The sequence below is a fragment of the Vibrio sp. NC2 genome, assembly GCF_025195005.1.
In the GTDB taxonomy this organism is placed as follows: domain Bacteria; phylum Pseudomonadota; class Gammaproteobacteria; order Enterobacterales; family Vibrionaceae; genus Vibrio; species Vibrio splendidus.
This window is the reverse complement of record NZ_JANVFC010000014.1, coordinates 43,923-58,704: the sequence shown is the minus strand read 5'-3', so window position 1 is coordinate 58,704 and position 14,782 is coordinate 43,923. Positions and strand designations below refer to the sequence as shown.

General features: G+C 44.9%; 11 protein-coding genes. 9 read left to right on the top strand and 2 right to left on the bottom strand.

Translation table 11 applies throughout. The annotated features are described in order from the left end of the window. Positions 1–97 precede the first annotated feature (97 nt). The gene (locus NX845_RS16790; protein WP_065681786.1) at positions 98–1,615 is read left to right on the top strand and encodes an inorganic triphosphatase; all 1,518 of its coding nucleotides are present in this window, start codon (positions 98–100) and stop codon (positions 1,613–1,615) included. A gap of 51 nt (positions 1,616–1,666) precedes the next feature. Here the strand turns inward: NX845_RS16790 and NX845_RS16785 are convergent, their stop codons facing one another. Next, complete coding sequence (locus NX845_RS16785) at positions 1,667–2,416, bottom strand: potassium channel family protein (protein ID WP_004735958.1); 750 nt, start codon at positions 2,414–2,416, stop codon at positions 1,667–1,669. A 97-nt stretch (positions 2,417–2,513) separates the two neighbouring features. Between NX845_RS16785 and NX845_RS16780 the strand changes: the two genes are divergently transcribed. The 3 genes from NX845_RS16780 (at position 2,514) to hldE (ending at position 8,425) form a co-directional block, all read left to right on the top strand. Further along, positions 2,514–3,770, top strand: coding sequence for a methyl-accepting chemotaxis protein (locus NX845_RS16780; protein ID WP_102455863.1), 1,257 nt, complete (start codon positions 2,514–2,516; stop codon positions 3,768–3,770). Positions 3,771–4,023: 253 nt separating this feature from the next. Continuing rightward, entirely contained in the window at positions 4,024–6,873 is a 2,850-nt protein-coding gene (gene glnE / locus NX845_RS16775; RefSeq protein ID WP_102462716.1) for a bifunctional [glutamate--ammonia ligase]-adenylyl-L-tyrosine phosphorylase/[glutamate--ammonia-ligase] adenylyltransferase, read from the top strand. Positions 6,874–6,994: 121 nt separating this feature from the next. Beyond that, positions 6,995–8,425 carry a bifunctional D-glycero-beta-D-manno-heptose-7-phosphate kinase/D-glycero-beta-D-manno-heptose 1-phosphate adenylyltransferase HldE gene (gene hldE, locus NX845_RS16770; protein WP_017087492.1) on the top strand — a complete coding sequence of 477 codons (1,431 nt, stop codon included), beginning with the start codon at positions 6,995–6,997 and terminating at the stop codon, positions 8,423–8,425. Positions 8,426–8,554: 129 nt separating this feature from the next. Here the strand turns inward: hldE and tolC are convergent, their stop codons facing one another. Beyond that, entirely contained in the window at positions 8,555–9,865 is a 1,311-nt protein-coding gene (gene tolC, locus NX845_RS16765) for an outer membrane channel protein TolC (RefSeq protein ID WP_017067235.1), read from the bottom strand. A gap of 227 nt (positions 9,866–10,092) precedes the next feature. Between tolC and nudF the strand changes: the two genes are divergently transcribed. The 5 genes from nudF to parE all read left to right on the top strand — a co-directional run bounded on the left by nudF (position 10,093) and on the right by parE (position 14,779). Beyond that, on the top strand, positions 10,093–10,722 hold the full coding sequence (gene nudF, locus NX845_RS16760; RefSeq protein ID WP_017061425.1) for an ADP-ribose diphosphatase: 630 nt from the start codon (positions 10,093–10,095) through the stop codon (positions 10,720–10,722). 4 nt (positions 10,723–10,726) lie between these two features. After that, entirely contained in the window at positions 10,727–11,167 is a 441-nt protein-coding gene (locus NX845_RS16755) for a DUF1249 family protein (RefSeq protein WP_008222561.1), read from the top strand. A gap of 60 nt (positions 11,168–11,227) precedes the next feature. Beyond that, positions 11,228–12,052, top strand: a complete 825-nt coding sequence (gene cpdA, locus NX845_RS16750; protein ID WP_017096021.1) for a 3',5'-cyclic-AMP phosphodiesterase — start codon at positions 11,228–11,230, stop codon at positions 12,050–12,052. A gap of 1 nt (position 12,053) precedes the next feature. After that, positions 12,054–12,659, top strand: a complete 606-nt coding sequence (gene yqiA / locus NX845_RS16745; RefSeq protein ID WP_102575664.1) for an esterase YqiA — start codon at positions 12,054–12,056, stop codon at positions 12,657–12,659. 239 nt (positions 12,660–12,898) lie between these two features. Then, positions 12,899–14,779 carry a DNA topoisomerase IV subunit B gene (parE, locus tag NX845_RS16740; RefSeq protein WP_108161698.1) on the top strand — a complete coding sequence of 627 codons (1,881 nt, stop codon included), beginning with the start codon at positions 12,899–12,901 and terminating at the stop codon, positions 14,777–14,779. Positions 14,780–14,782 lie beyond the last annotated feature (3 nt).

The following is a 14,782-nucleotide window of genomic DNA, read 5'->3' as shown; positions in this document are numbered from 1 at the left end:
TAAAACTGTTTTAGATCATCATAAGGGCGATATTTCTGACTTGCTGAGTTTTCAAATTGGCAATATCCTGTCCCTATCTTCACAGAAAGGTATAACTATGGAAACCGAGATAGAACTGAAGTTTTTTGTTTCTCCTGATTTTTCAGAGACTTTACGCAATAAAATTGCTGAAACTAAAGTACTTCAGCACAGTTGTCGCGAGCTAGGTAACATCTACTTTGACACCCCTGACAACTGGCTACGTAAGCACGATATTGGCTTGCGTATTCGACGTTTTGATGACGTATTTGTACAAACCGTAAAGACCGCTGGTCGTGTGGTTGCTGGTCTGCATCAAAGGCCTGAATACAATGCAGAACACGATAGCAATGAACCTAAGCTAGCCCTACATCCAGAGGATATCTGGCCAGCGGGTAAAGACATCGAAACGTTGCAAGCTGAGCTGACTCCTCTGTTCTCTACCAACTTCACGCGTGAGCAGTGGTTGATTGGTATGCCAGATGGCAGCCAGGTTGAGGTTGCGTTCGACCAAGGCTTTGTTGAGTCCGGCGAGCTGCAAGAACCGATTTGCGAAGTCGAATTGGAACTTAAATCGGGTCAAACGGATGCTCTATTTACATTGTCTCGTCAATTCTGCGAACAAGGTGGCATGCGTTTGGGGAATCTCAGCAAAGCCGCTAAGGGTTACCGTCTTGCTCAAGGTTATCAAGGAGATGAAGTCACTCCTTTGACCTTAGTTGATACTGACAAAAGTGATACTGTTGAATCGTGTTTCATTCAATCTTTAGAGCATGCTCTCGCTCATTGGCACTCTCACGAGCAGATTTTTACTGAGCGTCAATCTATTGAAGCGTTACATGAGATAAGCCATTCGTTAAGTTTTATTCGTCAAACCTTCACTATCTATGGTGATATTGTTCCAAGACGCGCGAGTGCTATTTTACGCCAAGAACTTAAGTGGCTTGAGCAAGAACTTGATTGGCTAAAAAGTTATGACCACTTCGAAGATTTGCTCGAAGATAAAGGCCACGTGCTGCGTAAGCTAGATGCACGTAAGTTCTTGGTCGCTGAGCTTAAAGAGATGCAAGAGCAACTGCCAGATCGTGAAGACCTGCTGACCTTATTGAGTTCTGCTCGATACACTGGGTTATTATTAGATCTGAGCCGTTGGATCTTGTCTCGTGGCTGGCAACCTTTCTTAGATGAAAAGGCACGTGAGCAAATGGCTCGTGGTATCGAATGGTTTTCCGTGCAGCAACTCGATCGCACATGGGCCGATTTGATGGAAGCTTTCCCGCCAGAGCGAGTGATGACCAGCCAAGCGTATATTGATCAGCAATACCGTTTGATGCGTAATCTGTATTCTGGCGTTGGTTTCGCGAGTTTGTATGATGACGATGAACGAAACAGCTTCCGTTTGCCATGGGCCGATATGGTGCAAGGCATTGATGACTTGCTGGCACTTAAAACGTTAGAGCCTTTGACTGAGAAATTGGAAGGCGATGAGAAGGTTCAGCTAGAGCGTTGGTTGGCTCGCCAAGAAGTGTCTATTCTGCATGCGATGGAACAGACGCGCCAAATCAGTGTTGAGGTTGAGCCATACTGGCAAGACTAAACTCAATACCGGCATCAGTATAAGTATGAATTTGAAAATAGGGCTTCGGCCCTATTTTTTTGTTTGTTGCTCGAGCTTCTCGAGTCGCTCTAGGATTTTCTGTTGTTGCTCAATGATCTTTTCAAGATGCTTCTCTTTGTTTTCTGCTCGTTGATTCTCATGGTGAGTTGGGGAGGTGATCAGAGAAGTAATCAAGCCTGAAATCATACCAAAAACACCCACACCACAAATGATCACCAGAGAGGCGACTAATTTCCCTGAGTTCGTCACGGGGTAATGATCGCCGTACCCTACGGTACTGATGGTAACGAAAGCCCACCACAAAGCATCTTGGCCAGTGGTAATGTTGGCATTGGGATCTTTGTGTTCTAACAGAAGTATTGTTCCAGCTCCTATGGTTAGGAGAATAACCAGCAGCAGAATAATCGAGGCGAGCGTGGTTTCTTTGCGATTACGAAACAGCTCTCTGAAAACACGTTTACCCGAGCGGAGCACAAGAATGACACGCAGGATCTGAAAAATGCGAGCGAAACGAAGTGGTTCGATCATTGGGATGCTTGCTAAGAAATCGATCCAGTGTACTTTTAGATATTCTTTCTTGTTTTGTGATCTCAATAGATCAATCGTGAGCTGAAAAAGAAAAACACTACAGATTATAAAATCGAGGCCGATAAGAACTTGTTTTGATTCTTTATCAATCGGAACGAACAATAAGCCTGAGATCACAAATAACGCTAAGAAAGAGAGAATCAGTGACAATAAGCTCATCGGCTTGGTGGCGTCTTTGGTATTATTCAACATTCATACGAGGCTCAAAATAAATCGCGAACTTTGACTGACATAGCCACCTCGCGGATATAGAAGCCATCAATATATAAGAATTAATGGAGAACTGACAATGACTAAACTGTCATTCAAGCCGTGGGAAAGGATAATCTCTGACGTTCGTCTCGTTCCAAAAATGGTCATGCTGATGATATTCAGCACTATCTTGATCATTTCGAAGCAGTTATGGGACGCAAGTACGTTTTACGATTCATTGCTTGCTGTAACCAATAATGCGCAAGTTGCACAGCAGCATTACGAGACTTACCTAGTTCAAGTGGCTTGGCAAACAGCCTTGATGATCATTGTGTTTGTGGTTCTTCTATTAGCGGCGGCGCGCGTTATGCTTCGCCAAACTCAGTACCTTAATGACGCCATTAAAATCATGGCCGATAAGAATCTATCAGTGCCGATTGAAATGGACTGTAAAGATGAATACGGCGATGTGGCACGCGAACTTGAAAAAACTCGCGTCCAACTGAACGACATGATCAAAACTCAAGTGGCCTCTTCAGACGAGTTATTTGCTCTGACAGAAGTGATGACCATTAGCATGTCAGAAACCAAAGATTCGGCTCAAGAAGAGTTCGACGAGATCGATCAGCTAGCGACAGCTATGAGTGAAATGACTTCGACCGTACAAACTGTCGCTGAGCATGCGCAAAGTGCGTCTTCATTGACTGAACAGGCATCAGGCCAAGCATTGACCGGTCAGAAGTTCGTTCAAGGCTCAGTTTCTAAGATGAGTGAGCTATCTTCAGATATCGCAGCATCTGCAGCAGCGGTAAACCAAGTAGAAGAACGCGTTGATTCGATTGGCAGCGTTGTGGGTACTATCCAAGGAATTTCAGAGCAAACGAACCTGTTAGCACTGAACGCAGCGATTGAAGCCGCACGTGCAGGTGAAGCGGGACGTGGTTTTGCGGTTGTTGCCGATGAGGTTCGTAACCTTGCGCAGCGTACTCAACAAGCGACAGTTGAGATTCAAGATATGATCAGTCACCTACAAAGCAGCGCTAATTCAGCCGTAGAGTTGATGGAGAAGAGTGTTGTAGAAGCGGCTGAAGGCGTTGAACTGGTAACCAATGCTGGCTCAGAGTTGGATGGAATAGTAAGCCAAGTCAACCAAATCAATGATATGAACTTCCAGATCGCGACCGCTGCAGGCCAACAGAGCAGTGTTGCTGAAGAGATGAGTGTCAACCTAACGAATGTTCGTGAGCTTGTCGAAGCTTCTGTCGTGGTCGTTGGTGAACTGTTAGAGACTTCTCAGCTCATGGAAACCAACGCGCAAGAACTGGACGGTAAGATTAAACAATTTAAGGTTTAATCATGGGGTCTTGGTCTTTACTCCTCAGAAGTACTTCTAGTATTCGATAGCTAGGAAAGGCCCGATTCGATAAGTTAACCGATAAAACGCCCACATTGCTAATGTGGGCGTTTTTTATTGGCGTAACTTTGGTATAACTTATCCTTAGATATTAAAACGGGTTCTCAAAGCTCGTTGTTAAACTTGCCTGTTAAAACTATTTACTAAAGAACAGAACCAATTGTTCGGCGCGCAGCTTACACAAGGAAGAAACATGCCATTGCCTTCTCAACTCACCACGCATTCCCAGTCTGCTTTTGAGCAATTATTAGATCATCAAAGTGAAGCCATCAATGCTTGGCCAGAGCCAATGATTGAAGATCTTAAACGTGTACTCGGTTTAAGTTGTTTTGTTGCTGATTGCTTACAGCGTGATACGGTTTTATCCAACTCCCTACCTGATATGCTGGCATGTGAAGAGCGTGCTGAAGGGTATCGTCAGCGATTAGCCGAGTTACTTTCAAGTTGTGCCGATGAAATGAGTGGCCAGCGTGTGCTGCGTCAATTCCGTAATCGAGAAATGACCTACATTGCTTGGCGTGATTTTTTGGGTGTGTGGGAGCTAGAGCAGAGCTTAAGCCATCTATCGATGTTGGCAGAGGCGATGATCTTCGAGACCTATCAGTGGCAGTACGATATTTGCTGTAAAGAGTGGGGCACACCTTGTAATGATCTGGGTGAAGCGCAGCCGATGTTGATCATCGGTATGGGCAAGCTTGGTGGCGGTGAGCTTAATTTCTCTTCTGATATCGATCTGATTTTTACTTACCCTGAGAATGGTGAAACACAAGGTGCACGACGAAGTATCGCCAACGCCCAATTTTTCACGCGTTTAGGGCAACGGATTATCAAAGCGCTTGATCAGCAAACCTTTGATGGATTCTGTTATCGAGTAGACATGCGTCTGCGTCCATTCGGTGAGAGTGGTCCACTGGTCATGAGTTACGCTGCGCTAGAAGATTATTATCAAGAACAAGGCCGAGATTGGGAACGCTACGCGATGGTTAAGGCGCGAGTGATGGGTAGTGAAATGTACCCTGAATATCAAGAGCTTCGCCAGATGTTGCGCCCGTTTGTGTTTCGTCGTTATATCGATTTCAGTGCCATTCAATCTCTGCGTCGAATGAAGTCGATGATCAGCAGTGAAGTTCGCCGTCGTGGCCTCTCCAATAACATCAAGCTTGGTTCTGGTGGTATTCGTGAAGTTGAATTTATTGCGCAAGTTTTTCAATTGATTCGTGGCGGGCGCGAGCCTAGCCTGCGTGGTCGAGGGTTACTAGAAACGTTAAGTGCTATTGAGTCTCTCAATTTATTAGAGACCAAAGAAGTCGGTCATTTACGTGAGGCCTACCTGTTTTTACGTCGCCTTGAAAACCTATTGCAAGCGATGTCTGACAAGCAAACTCAAACCTTACCAGATGGTGAGTTCGAGCAACTGCAGCTCGCTGTCGCAATGCAATTTGCTGATTGGGATAGTTTGATTACGGCAACTCGTGTTCATATGGCGAATGTACATACTGTTTTCGAAGATCTGATTGGTGTCGATGAAGAGGACGCCAATCCAATCGCGAGTCACTTTAGTGAACTGTGGGATATGGCCCATAAACAAGACGTGATTGAGCAGGTTCTTGAGCATGATATCGCGATTGCTAACCCGCTGGAAGCGGCGAAAACCATTATCCAATTTAAAGCGGATTTAGCGAAGAAAACCCTTGGCCCACGTGGACGGGAGGTTTTAAATCGCTTGATGCCTAAAGTGTTCCAAGCGTTGTACACCGCCAAGGATGCAGAGTTTGGTTTATCTCGAGTGTTGCACCTTCTCCATAAAATAGTCACGCGCACCACTTACCTTGAGCTATTGGATGAACACCCAGCCGCGTTAACTCAGTTAGTTCGTTTATGTACTGCGAGCCCGATGATTTCGGAGCAGCTTGGCCGTTATCCTATTCTATTAGATGAACTTATTGACCCTCAGCAACTTTATAATCCCGTACCTTTAGAGTCTTACAAGACTGAGCTGCGAGATTACCTAGCTCGTATTCCTGAAGATGATATGGAGCAACAGATGGAAGGTCTGCGTCAGTTTAAGCAGACTTGTATCTTGAGGATTGCAGCCGCGGATATTGCAGGTGCTCTGCCTGTCATGAAGGTCAGTGATCACCTGACCTATTTAGCCGAAGCGATTGTTGAGGCGGGTATTAACCAAGCTTGGTTACAAGTATCGGCCAAGTTTGGTGAACCGACTCATGTAAAAGATCGTGAAGGTCGTGGTTTTGCGGTTGTCGGTTATGGCAAAGTTGGCGGCTGGGAGCTGGGGTATAACTCAGACCTTGATATTGTCTTCATGCACGACTGTCCGGTACACATCTATACTGATGGTAAGAAAGAGATTGATGGACGCCAGTTTTATCTAAGATTGGCACAGCGAATTATTCATATTTTCTCAACTAGAACCGCTTCCGGTATTTTGTATGAGGTCGATACTCGTCTGCGCCCTTCAGGTGCCTCTGGTCTATTGGTTAGTCCAACGGATGCCTTTGACGAGTATCAGCACAATGATGCGTGGACTTGGGAGCACCAAGCTCTAACTCGTGCTCGCATGATTTACGGCGATGACTTATTGGCTTCGGCATTCAACAAAACTCGCCATGAGGTTCTGTGCTTGGCTCGTGATGAGGCAACACTCAAAAAGTCCGTTGTGGATATGCGTGAAAAAATGCGCGGTCATTTAGGCGGTAAAAAAGCCGATCGGTTCATGCTGAAACAAGATGCGGGCGGTATTACTGATATTGAGTTCTTGGCGCAATATTTAGTGCTGAGATACAGCAACGAAAAACCTAAGCTCACCCGTTGGTGTGACAATGTACGAATCTTTGAAAGCTTGTTGTCACAGGGGATTATGGACGAGCAGCAAGGCATGGCATTAACCAATGTCTATACGACGTTAAGAGATGAAATCCATCATCGTAATCTACTCAACCTTGATGCGGATGTGGCGATTGAGAAGTTTGAGATGGAAAGAGAACATGTTGTTCAAGCATGGAAGCAATGGATGGAAGCTTAACCAAGTCATAACGTAGTGACTGATGTGTCTATCTTGATAGGCTTTTACTCATTTATCTATAGTTTAGCCACTGTAATCAGTGTGCTAGACTCTAGCCAGATTCGATTTTTGGAGATCCATAATGAAACCAATTCTACCTGACTACAGCCAATCAGGCGTTCTTGTTGTCGGTGACGTAATGCTTGACCGTTACTGGTATGGCCCAACTGGCCGTATTTCACCAGAAGCACCTGTACCCGTTGTGAAAGTAGAAAATAACGAAGAGCGTCCTGGTGGTGCTGCCAACGTAGCAATGAATATTGCCTCTCTTGGTGGGCATGCTCATATCGTTGGTTTGACTGGAAAAGATGAGCCTGCTGAGGTGTTAAAAAACACCCTAGGTGCACTAAAAGTTAAATGTGATTTCGTTGAGTTAGAAGACTATCCAACTATTACTAAATTGCGAGTGATGAGCCGAGGACAACAGCTAATCCGCCTTGATTTTGAAGACAAATTTGAGAACACGGATCCCGAGCTTGTTTTGTCTCGCATGGAGCAAGCGCTTCCTAATGTACGTTCGGTGATCCTATCTGATTACGCAAAAGGTGCCTTGGAGCATGTGCAAAGTTTTATTCAAAAAGCACGTGCGGCAAAGGTTCCGGTATTCATTGACCCGAAAGGCGCAGACTTTGAACGTTACCGTGGTGCGACTTTGCTTACGCCTAATATGGCTGAGTTCGAACTGGTTGCGGGCAAAGTAAAATCTGAAGAAGAAATGATCGAAAAAGGACTCGCGTTAATCGAAGAGTTTGATTTCGAGGCTTTGTTGGTAACGCGCAGCGAACATGGTATGACTTTGCTTCGCAAAGGTTTGGAGCCATTCCACTTGCCGACTCAAGCGAAAGAAGTGTATGACGTGACAGGTGCGGGTGATACGGTTATCTCGGTACTCGCGGCTTCTGTTGCTGCTGGTAAGCCACTAGATGAAGCGTGTGCATTAGCGAACGCTGCTGCAGGTGTGGTAGTTGGCAAACTTGGTACATCTACGTTGTCTACGATTGAGTTAGCGGAAGCGATTCATGGTAGCCAAGACACTGACTACGGCGTGATCTCTGAAGCGGCACTGGTTGAAGCGGTGAAACGAGCTCGTGCGAAAGGCGAGAAAGTAGTTATGACTAATGGTTGCTTTGATATTCTGCATGCCGGCCATGTTTCTTACATGAACCACGCGGCTGAGCTGGGTGATCGTTTGATCGTTGCAGTGAATACTGATGAATCAGTCAAACGTTTGAAAGGTCCTGGTCGCCCTGTGAACCCAACTGATCGTCGTATGGCGGTATTGGCTGGCTTAGGCGCGGTTGATTGGGTGGTTCCGTTTTCTGAAGATACACCTCAACGTTTGATCTCTGAGGTTCTACCTAGCATTCTAGTGAAAGGTGGTGATTATAAACCTGAAGAGATTGCTGGTGGTGAAGAAGTGATTGCGGCTGGTGGTGAAGTGAAAGTTCTTAACTTTGAAGATGGTTGCTCTACGACTGAAATCATTAAAGCGATTAAAGGTGGTCGAGGTTAACTCTTAGCCTTCTCGTTTTCTAGTCTCAAGGCTTAACCTTTGAGTTAGGCTGAGAATTAGCTTTCAATAGATAATAAAAATGCCGCTCAATGAGTGGCATTTTTGTAACGGTAACTGAGTAATTCTTAATTACTTACTTGCTACTTTTAGACCTGCGTTTACATCAACAATGTCTTGTTCGCTTAGCGTACCGACGGCTTGACGAAGCTGAAGTACACTTAGGATGTAGTTGTAACGAGCATCTGAAAGGTTTTTGTTCGCATCGTATAGACGACGAGTTGAGTCTAGTACGTCAACGATAGTACGAGTACCTACATCAAAACCTGCTTCTGTTGCTTCTAGAGCTGACTGAGCAGAAACAACAGACTGTTCGTAAGCACGTAGAGCGCCGATCGAAGCTGTGATGTTGTTGTTGAATGCACGTACGTCTTTTACAACGCTACGGTAAGTTGCTTCTAGATCTTCACTTGCAGCAACGTAGTTGTATTCTGCCTGTTTAGTCAAAGAAGTCGTGTTACCACCTGTATATAGAGGCACAACTAAGTTCAAACCTAGGTTTAGGTTGTCTTGGTCGTAATCATTTGAGCTGTTTGATTGATCTGCAAGAGAGTAGCTACCATCTAACGTTAAGCTTGGTAGGTGACCAGAACTTGCTAGTGTGATGTTGTCTTTTGCTACATCTTGAGAAATACGAGATGCTAAAAGGCTCAGGTTCTTTTGCTCTGCTTGCTCAACCAGTGCAGCAGCAGATTCAGAAGATTTGCTTGCTGAGAAACGATCAGTGTCTAGGATGCTTAGGTTAGAGTGTTCCTGACCTGTAATCTCACGTAGACCTTCGTAGTTATTAATCAGAGTGTTCTCTGCTAACACTTCGTCAGCCAATACGCCATCGTACTGAGCTTGCGCATCATGTACATCGGTGATTGCTGAAAGACCGACTTCAAAACGTTGCTTTGTTTGTTCTAGTTGACGAGCAACTGCGGCTTTCTCTGCACGAACAAATTCTAGGTTATCTTGAGCTCGAAGTACTTCAAAGTATGCCGTTGCTACACGTAGGATCAAGGCTTGTTGCTCTGCCGCGTACGCGGAATCAGATTGACGAGCAGTTTTCTCTGCCGTGTCTAGCGTGATCCATGAAGAGCGTTGGTAGAGCTCTTGAGAAAAGTAAATCCCAGCTCCCCATTGGTTATTGTCATTGTTTTTATCGCTTAAATCACCACGGTTGATATCGTAGTTAGCTCTTAAATCAATTTGTGGTAGCAAATCACTACGGCTTGACGTTACTGCTTCAAAAGCGGCATCGCGCTGCGCTGCGGAACGAAGAAGTTGTGGATCGTTCTGTTTTGCTTGGTCGTAAACTTCAGCTAGCGTATCAGCAAAAGCTGACGAACTCAGGCTGCCGATTGCTGCACTGATAAATAGTGGAAGCAGTTTTTTCATTTTCCTATTCCTGCCTTTAATGGAATTTTCTTCAAAAGAGTTTAACCCAGTTTGGTGGTAATTTACTCGAAACTTTGCACTTTTTTACAGTTAACTGTCCACTTGTGCAATATTTATTTTTTAAAACTTAACTTTAATTATAAATTTTATATAAAAAGTTGAACCTTATCCTTGGTAGTTAACTCGGACAATGAGTAAACTATAAAGATCACTTAGTGAGGTACCAAATGCAACAGTATGACAATCAACGACATGAGTTTACTCCGCAAGATGTGGAAATAGTCTCAAAAGAGACGCTGTTTCGTGGTTTTTTCAAAATGGTTAAGTACACATTTAAACATAGACTGTTTGAGGGCGGCTGGAGCCAACCAATAGAACGAGAGATGTTTGAGCGTGGACATGCTGCCGCTTTGCTACCTTACGATCCTGTGCGTGACGAAGTAGTGATCGTCGAGCAGATTCGTGTCGGTGCTCTAGAGCATGAGAACCCATGGCAATACGAAATTGTTGCTGGGATCATTGATACCGATGAATCACCGCAAGATGTCGCTCGTCGTGAAGCAATGGAAGAAGCTGGAGTCGAAGTCGGATCTGTATTGCCGATTACTTCGTATTACCCTTCATCTGGCGGTTGCTCAGAAAAGCTCGATGTCTTTGTTGGCTGTGTTGATGCAACGACAGCCAAAGGGGTACACGGATTGGACTACGAAGGTGAAGACATTCGTGTGCAAGTGATGAGTCGTGAAGCGGCTTATCAGTTGGTAAAAGACGGTGTGTTTGAAAATGGTGCCACGATCATTGCGCTACAGTGGCTACAATTGAACTACCAAGAATTACAGTCAGAGTGGATAGATTAACGTCATGCCAAATATAGCAGTCAAAAAACCGTATCATGTTGATCTTGCTGAATTGATGCGAGTTTACGAGACTAACTATGCCAAACTTAACGCTCTGTTACCGGTTGGGCATGAGGTTGGTGACGTTCGCTGTTACCAAGCCGTTAATATGGTGTATCAATTGACAGTGAATGAGGTCACAAAATACACCACTTTAATAGATATATGTCAGAGTGACGCGATGCCAGTGTTTCCTTTGCCAAAAATGTCTGTCAGGCTATATCACGACGCTCGAGTTGCAGAAGTGTGCGCTAGCGGGGATTTTTCGCGAGTTAAAGCGAAATATGACTACCCCAACACTAAGCTTTTGCAAAAGGACGAGAAATTTCAATTGAATAAATTTCTTGGGGAATGGTTAACGTTTTGTTTAAAAACGGGTATCAGCCGAACCCCAATTGCCTTTTAATTGAACCTACTTAAACAACACTTTTAAAGTCTAAACAGTAACGTATCTGGATTTGTTATTTTGGAATTATCACACACTTCAAAATTTGATGAGAGCACTATTAAGCTTGTGCAGCTAACGGACACGCATTTATTTGCGCCGAGCAATGGCAGCTTATTAAGCATCAACACTCAAGATAGCTTTCGTGCTGTAGTCGATGGCATCGTTAGTCAGGGCTTTGACTATCAAGCGATTCTAGCAACTGGTGATATCTCTCAAGATCACAGTGCTGAGTCGTACCAGAAATTTGAGTCAGGGATAGAGCCTTTGGAAAAGCCATGTTACTGGCTACCCGGGAATCATGACTTCAAGCCTAATATGGGCAGTGTTTTACCATCACCACAAATACAGTGTGTTGAGCATGTCTTGCTTGGCGATGACTGGCAGATGGTTATGCTGGACTCGCAAGTGGTGGGTGTACCTCACGGGCGCCTTAGTGATCAACAACTTGATCTACTAGAACAAAAGCTGACTGAATTCCCTGATCGTAACACCTTGGTTTTGCTGCACCACCACCCTTTACTGGTCGGTAGTGCGTGGCTTGATCAACATAACCTGAAAGATGCTGAGCAGTTTTGGGATGTGGTTCAACAGCACACCAATGTGAAAGCGATACTTTGTGGTCACGTTCATCAAGATATGAATCGCAATCATCATGGTGTACAAGTCATGGCAACCCCATCGACTTGTGTTCAATTCAAACCAAACTCGAACGACTTTGCGGTTGATACTTTATCTCCAGGCTGGCGAGAGATTGAATTGCACCAAGATGGAACGGTAACTACGCAGGTTCGCCGTTTGCCTAGTGGGCAGTTTTCGCCAGACTTTGATGCAGGTGGTTACTAATATGCCGGACCTTAATCAGCAAACCGTTAAACCATCGCTGCTTCTCTATATTCACGGTTTTAACAGTTCGTCACGTTCTCATAAAGCGAACGTAATGTCTGATTACTGTGCGGAGCATCGCGCTGATATTAAAGTCGTAACGCCTCAACTACCGAGCTTCCCTCTGCAAGCAGCTCTGCATTTACAGCAGCTGGTGGAGCAATATAAAGATCAATATCAGATCGCGTTAGTCGGTAGTTCGTTGGGTGGCTATCTTTCAACATGGTTAAATAGTCATTATGGTTTCAAGGCGGTGGTTGTAAACCCAGCCGTGAAGCCGTATGAGCTTCTGGCTTATTATTTAGGTGAGCAAGTAAACCCATACACAGATGAACGATATGTACTGGAAACAAAGCATATCGATGAACTGAAGGCGTTAGAGGTTCCGGCTATCGCTAAGCCGAGTGACTTCTGGTTACTTCAGCAAACGGAAGACGAAGTTCTGGATTACCGACAAGCGGTAGAGAAGTACCAAGGTGCGACACAGACAGTAGAAGAGGGCGGGGATCATAGCTTTGTTGATTTTGAACGTTACCCACAACAAATCGTCACTTTTCTAAACCTCTAATCTGTTTCATCAACAGAGTGATTTTCTCTTGTTTGCCTGTTATTTCATCTATCAATGGTGAAATATCATAGTTTGATGTCTTAGTTTTTGAACTAGCTTGACATCATTACTCAGCTTCCAGACTATATTCCCCAATACTTCGCTCGTTCGCTCTACTATGAAGGTTCATAGTAATGATTCTGCTTTAGTGAAACTAGAGCCAGCGAACAGACGCAAACTTTTTGAGTAAACTCCGTATTATGACTGAACAATATAATGCAAAAGACCTCGAGGTACTTGAAGGTCTCGATCCCGTGCGACACCGCCCGGGAATGTATACTGAGACAGAAAGACCAAACCACCTTGCCCAAGAAGTCATTGATAACTCGGTCGATGAAGCACTCGCGGGACACGCTAAAAAAATAAAAGTTGTGCTTCATGCTGACCAATCGTTAGAAGTTACCGATGACGGCCGTGGTATGCCGGTTGATATCCACCCTGAAAAAGGCATCTCGGGTGTTGAGCTGATTTTAACTAAGCTCCATTCCGGCGGTAAATTCTCAAACAACAACTATAAGTTTTCAGGTGGTTTGCACGGGGTAGGTATCTCGGTGGTAAACGCGCTGTCAAAACGTGTTGAAGTAACGGTTCGTCGTGACGGTCAGGTACATGAAATCGCCCTTGAGGGTGGTCATGCCGTAACCGACCTTACTGTTACGGGCACTTGTGGTCACCGTAATACCGGTACTACCGTGCATTTCTGGCCAGATCCAAAATACTTCGATAGCTCTAAGTTCTCTGTTTTACGCCTTATTAATAACCTGCGAGCTAAAGCCGTACTTTGCCCAGGTTTAGAAATCACCTTTATCGACAAGGTTGGCGGTGAAGAACATAAATGGTTCTATGAAGATGGTCTAAAAGACTACCTTGCCGAAGGTGTGAAAGGTTACACCTTACTGCCTGAAGAACCTTATGTTGGCGAATTCGTTGCTGAAACGGAAATGGCGAACTGGGCGATCATTTGGCAGCCAGAAGGCGGTGATATGATCACCGAAAGTTACGTGAACTTAGTACCAACTAAGCAAGGTGGTACACACGTAAACGGTCTTCGACAAGGTCTGCTTGATGCAATGCGTGAGTTCTGTGAATTCCGTAATCTTCTCCCTCGTGGTGTTAAGTTGACTGGTGATGACATCTTTGACCGTTGTTCTTACGTTCTATCTGTGAAGATGCAAGATCCACAATTTGCGGGTCAAACCAAAGAGCGCTTATCTTCTCGTCAAACTGCTGCGTTTGTGTCTGGTGTAGTAAAGGATGCTTTCAGCTTGTGGCTGAATGAAAAGCCTCAACTAGCAGAATTACTTGCAGAAGCTTGTATTGCTAACGCACATCGTCGTATGCGCGCAAGCAAAAAGGTTGTACGTAAAAAGATTGCTTCTGGTCCAGCACTGCCGGGTAAGCTAACCGACTGTTCGGTTCAAGATTTAAGCCGTACCGAAATCTTCTTCGTGGAAGGGGACTCGGCGGGTGGTTCTGCTAAACAAGCACGTGATCGTGAGTTCCAAGCGGTTATGCCACTTCGCGGTAAGATCCTAAATACGTGGGAAGTGTCAGCAGACCAAGTATTGGCTTCACAAGAAGTACATGATATTTCAGTTGCTCTGGGTATCGACCCAGATAACGATGACTTGTCAGGCCTGCGTTACGGTAAGATCTGTATTCTTGCTGATGCGGACTCGGATGGTCTTCATATCGCGACACTGCTATGTGCGCTATTTACTCGCCATTTCCATGCTTTGGTTGAAGCGGGTCATATTTATGTGGCAATGCCTCCTCTGTATCGTATCGATTGCGGTAAAGAAGTGTTCTACGCACTCGATGACTCAGAGAAAGATGGTGTGCTTGAGCGACTATCGCAGAAGAAAGCCAAAATCAACGTGCAACGATTTAAAGGTCTGGGTGAAATGAACCCACTTCAGTTACGTGAAACCACCATGGATCCGAACACTCGTCGTCTTGTTCAATTAACGATTGATGACAACGAAGCGACCAACGAGATGATGGACATGCTGCTTGGTAAAAAACGTGCAGATGATCGCCGTACATGGCTACAGACTAACGGTGATATGGCCGAGGTATAATGG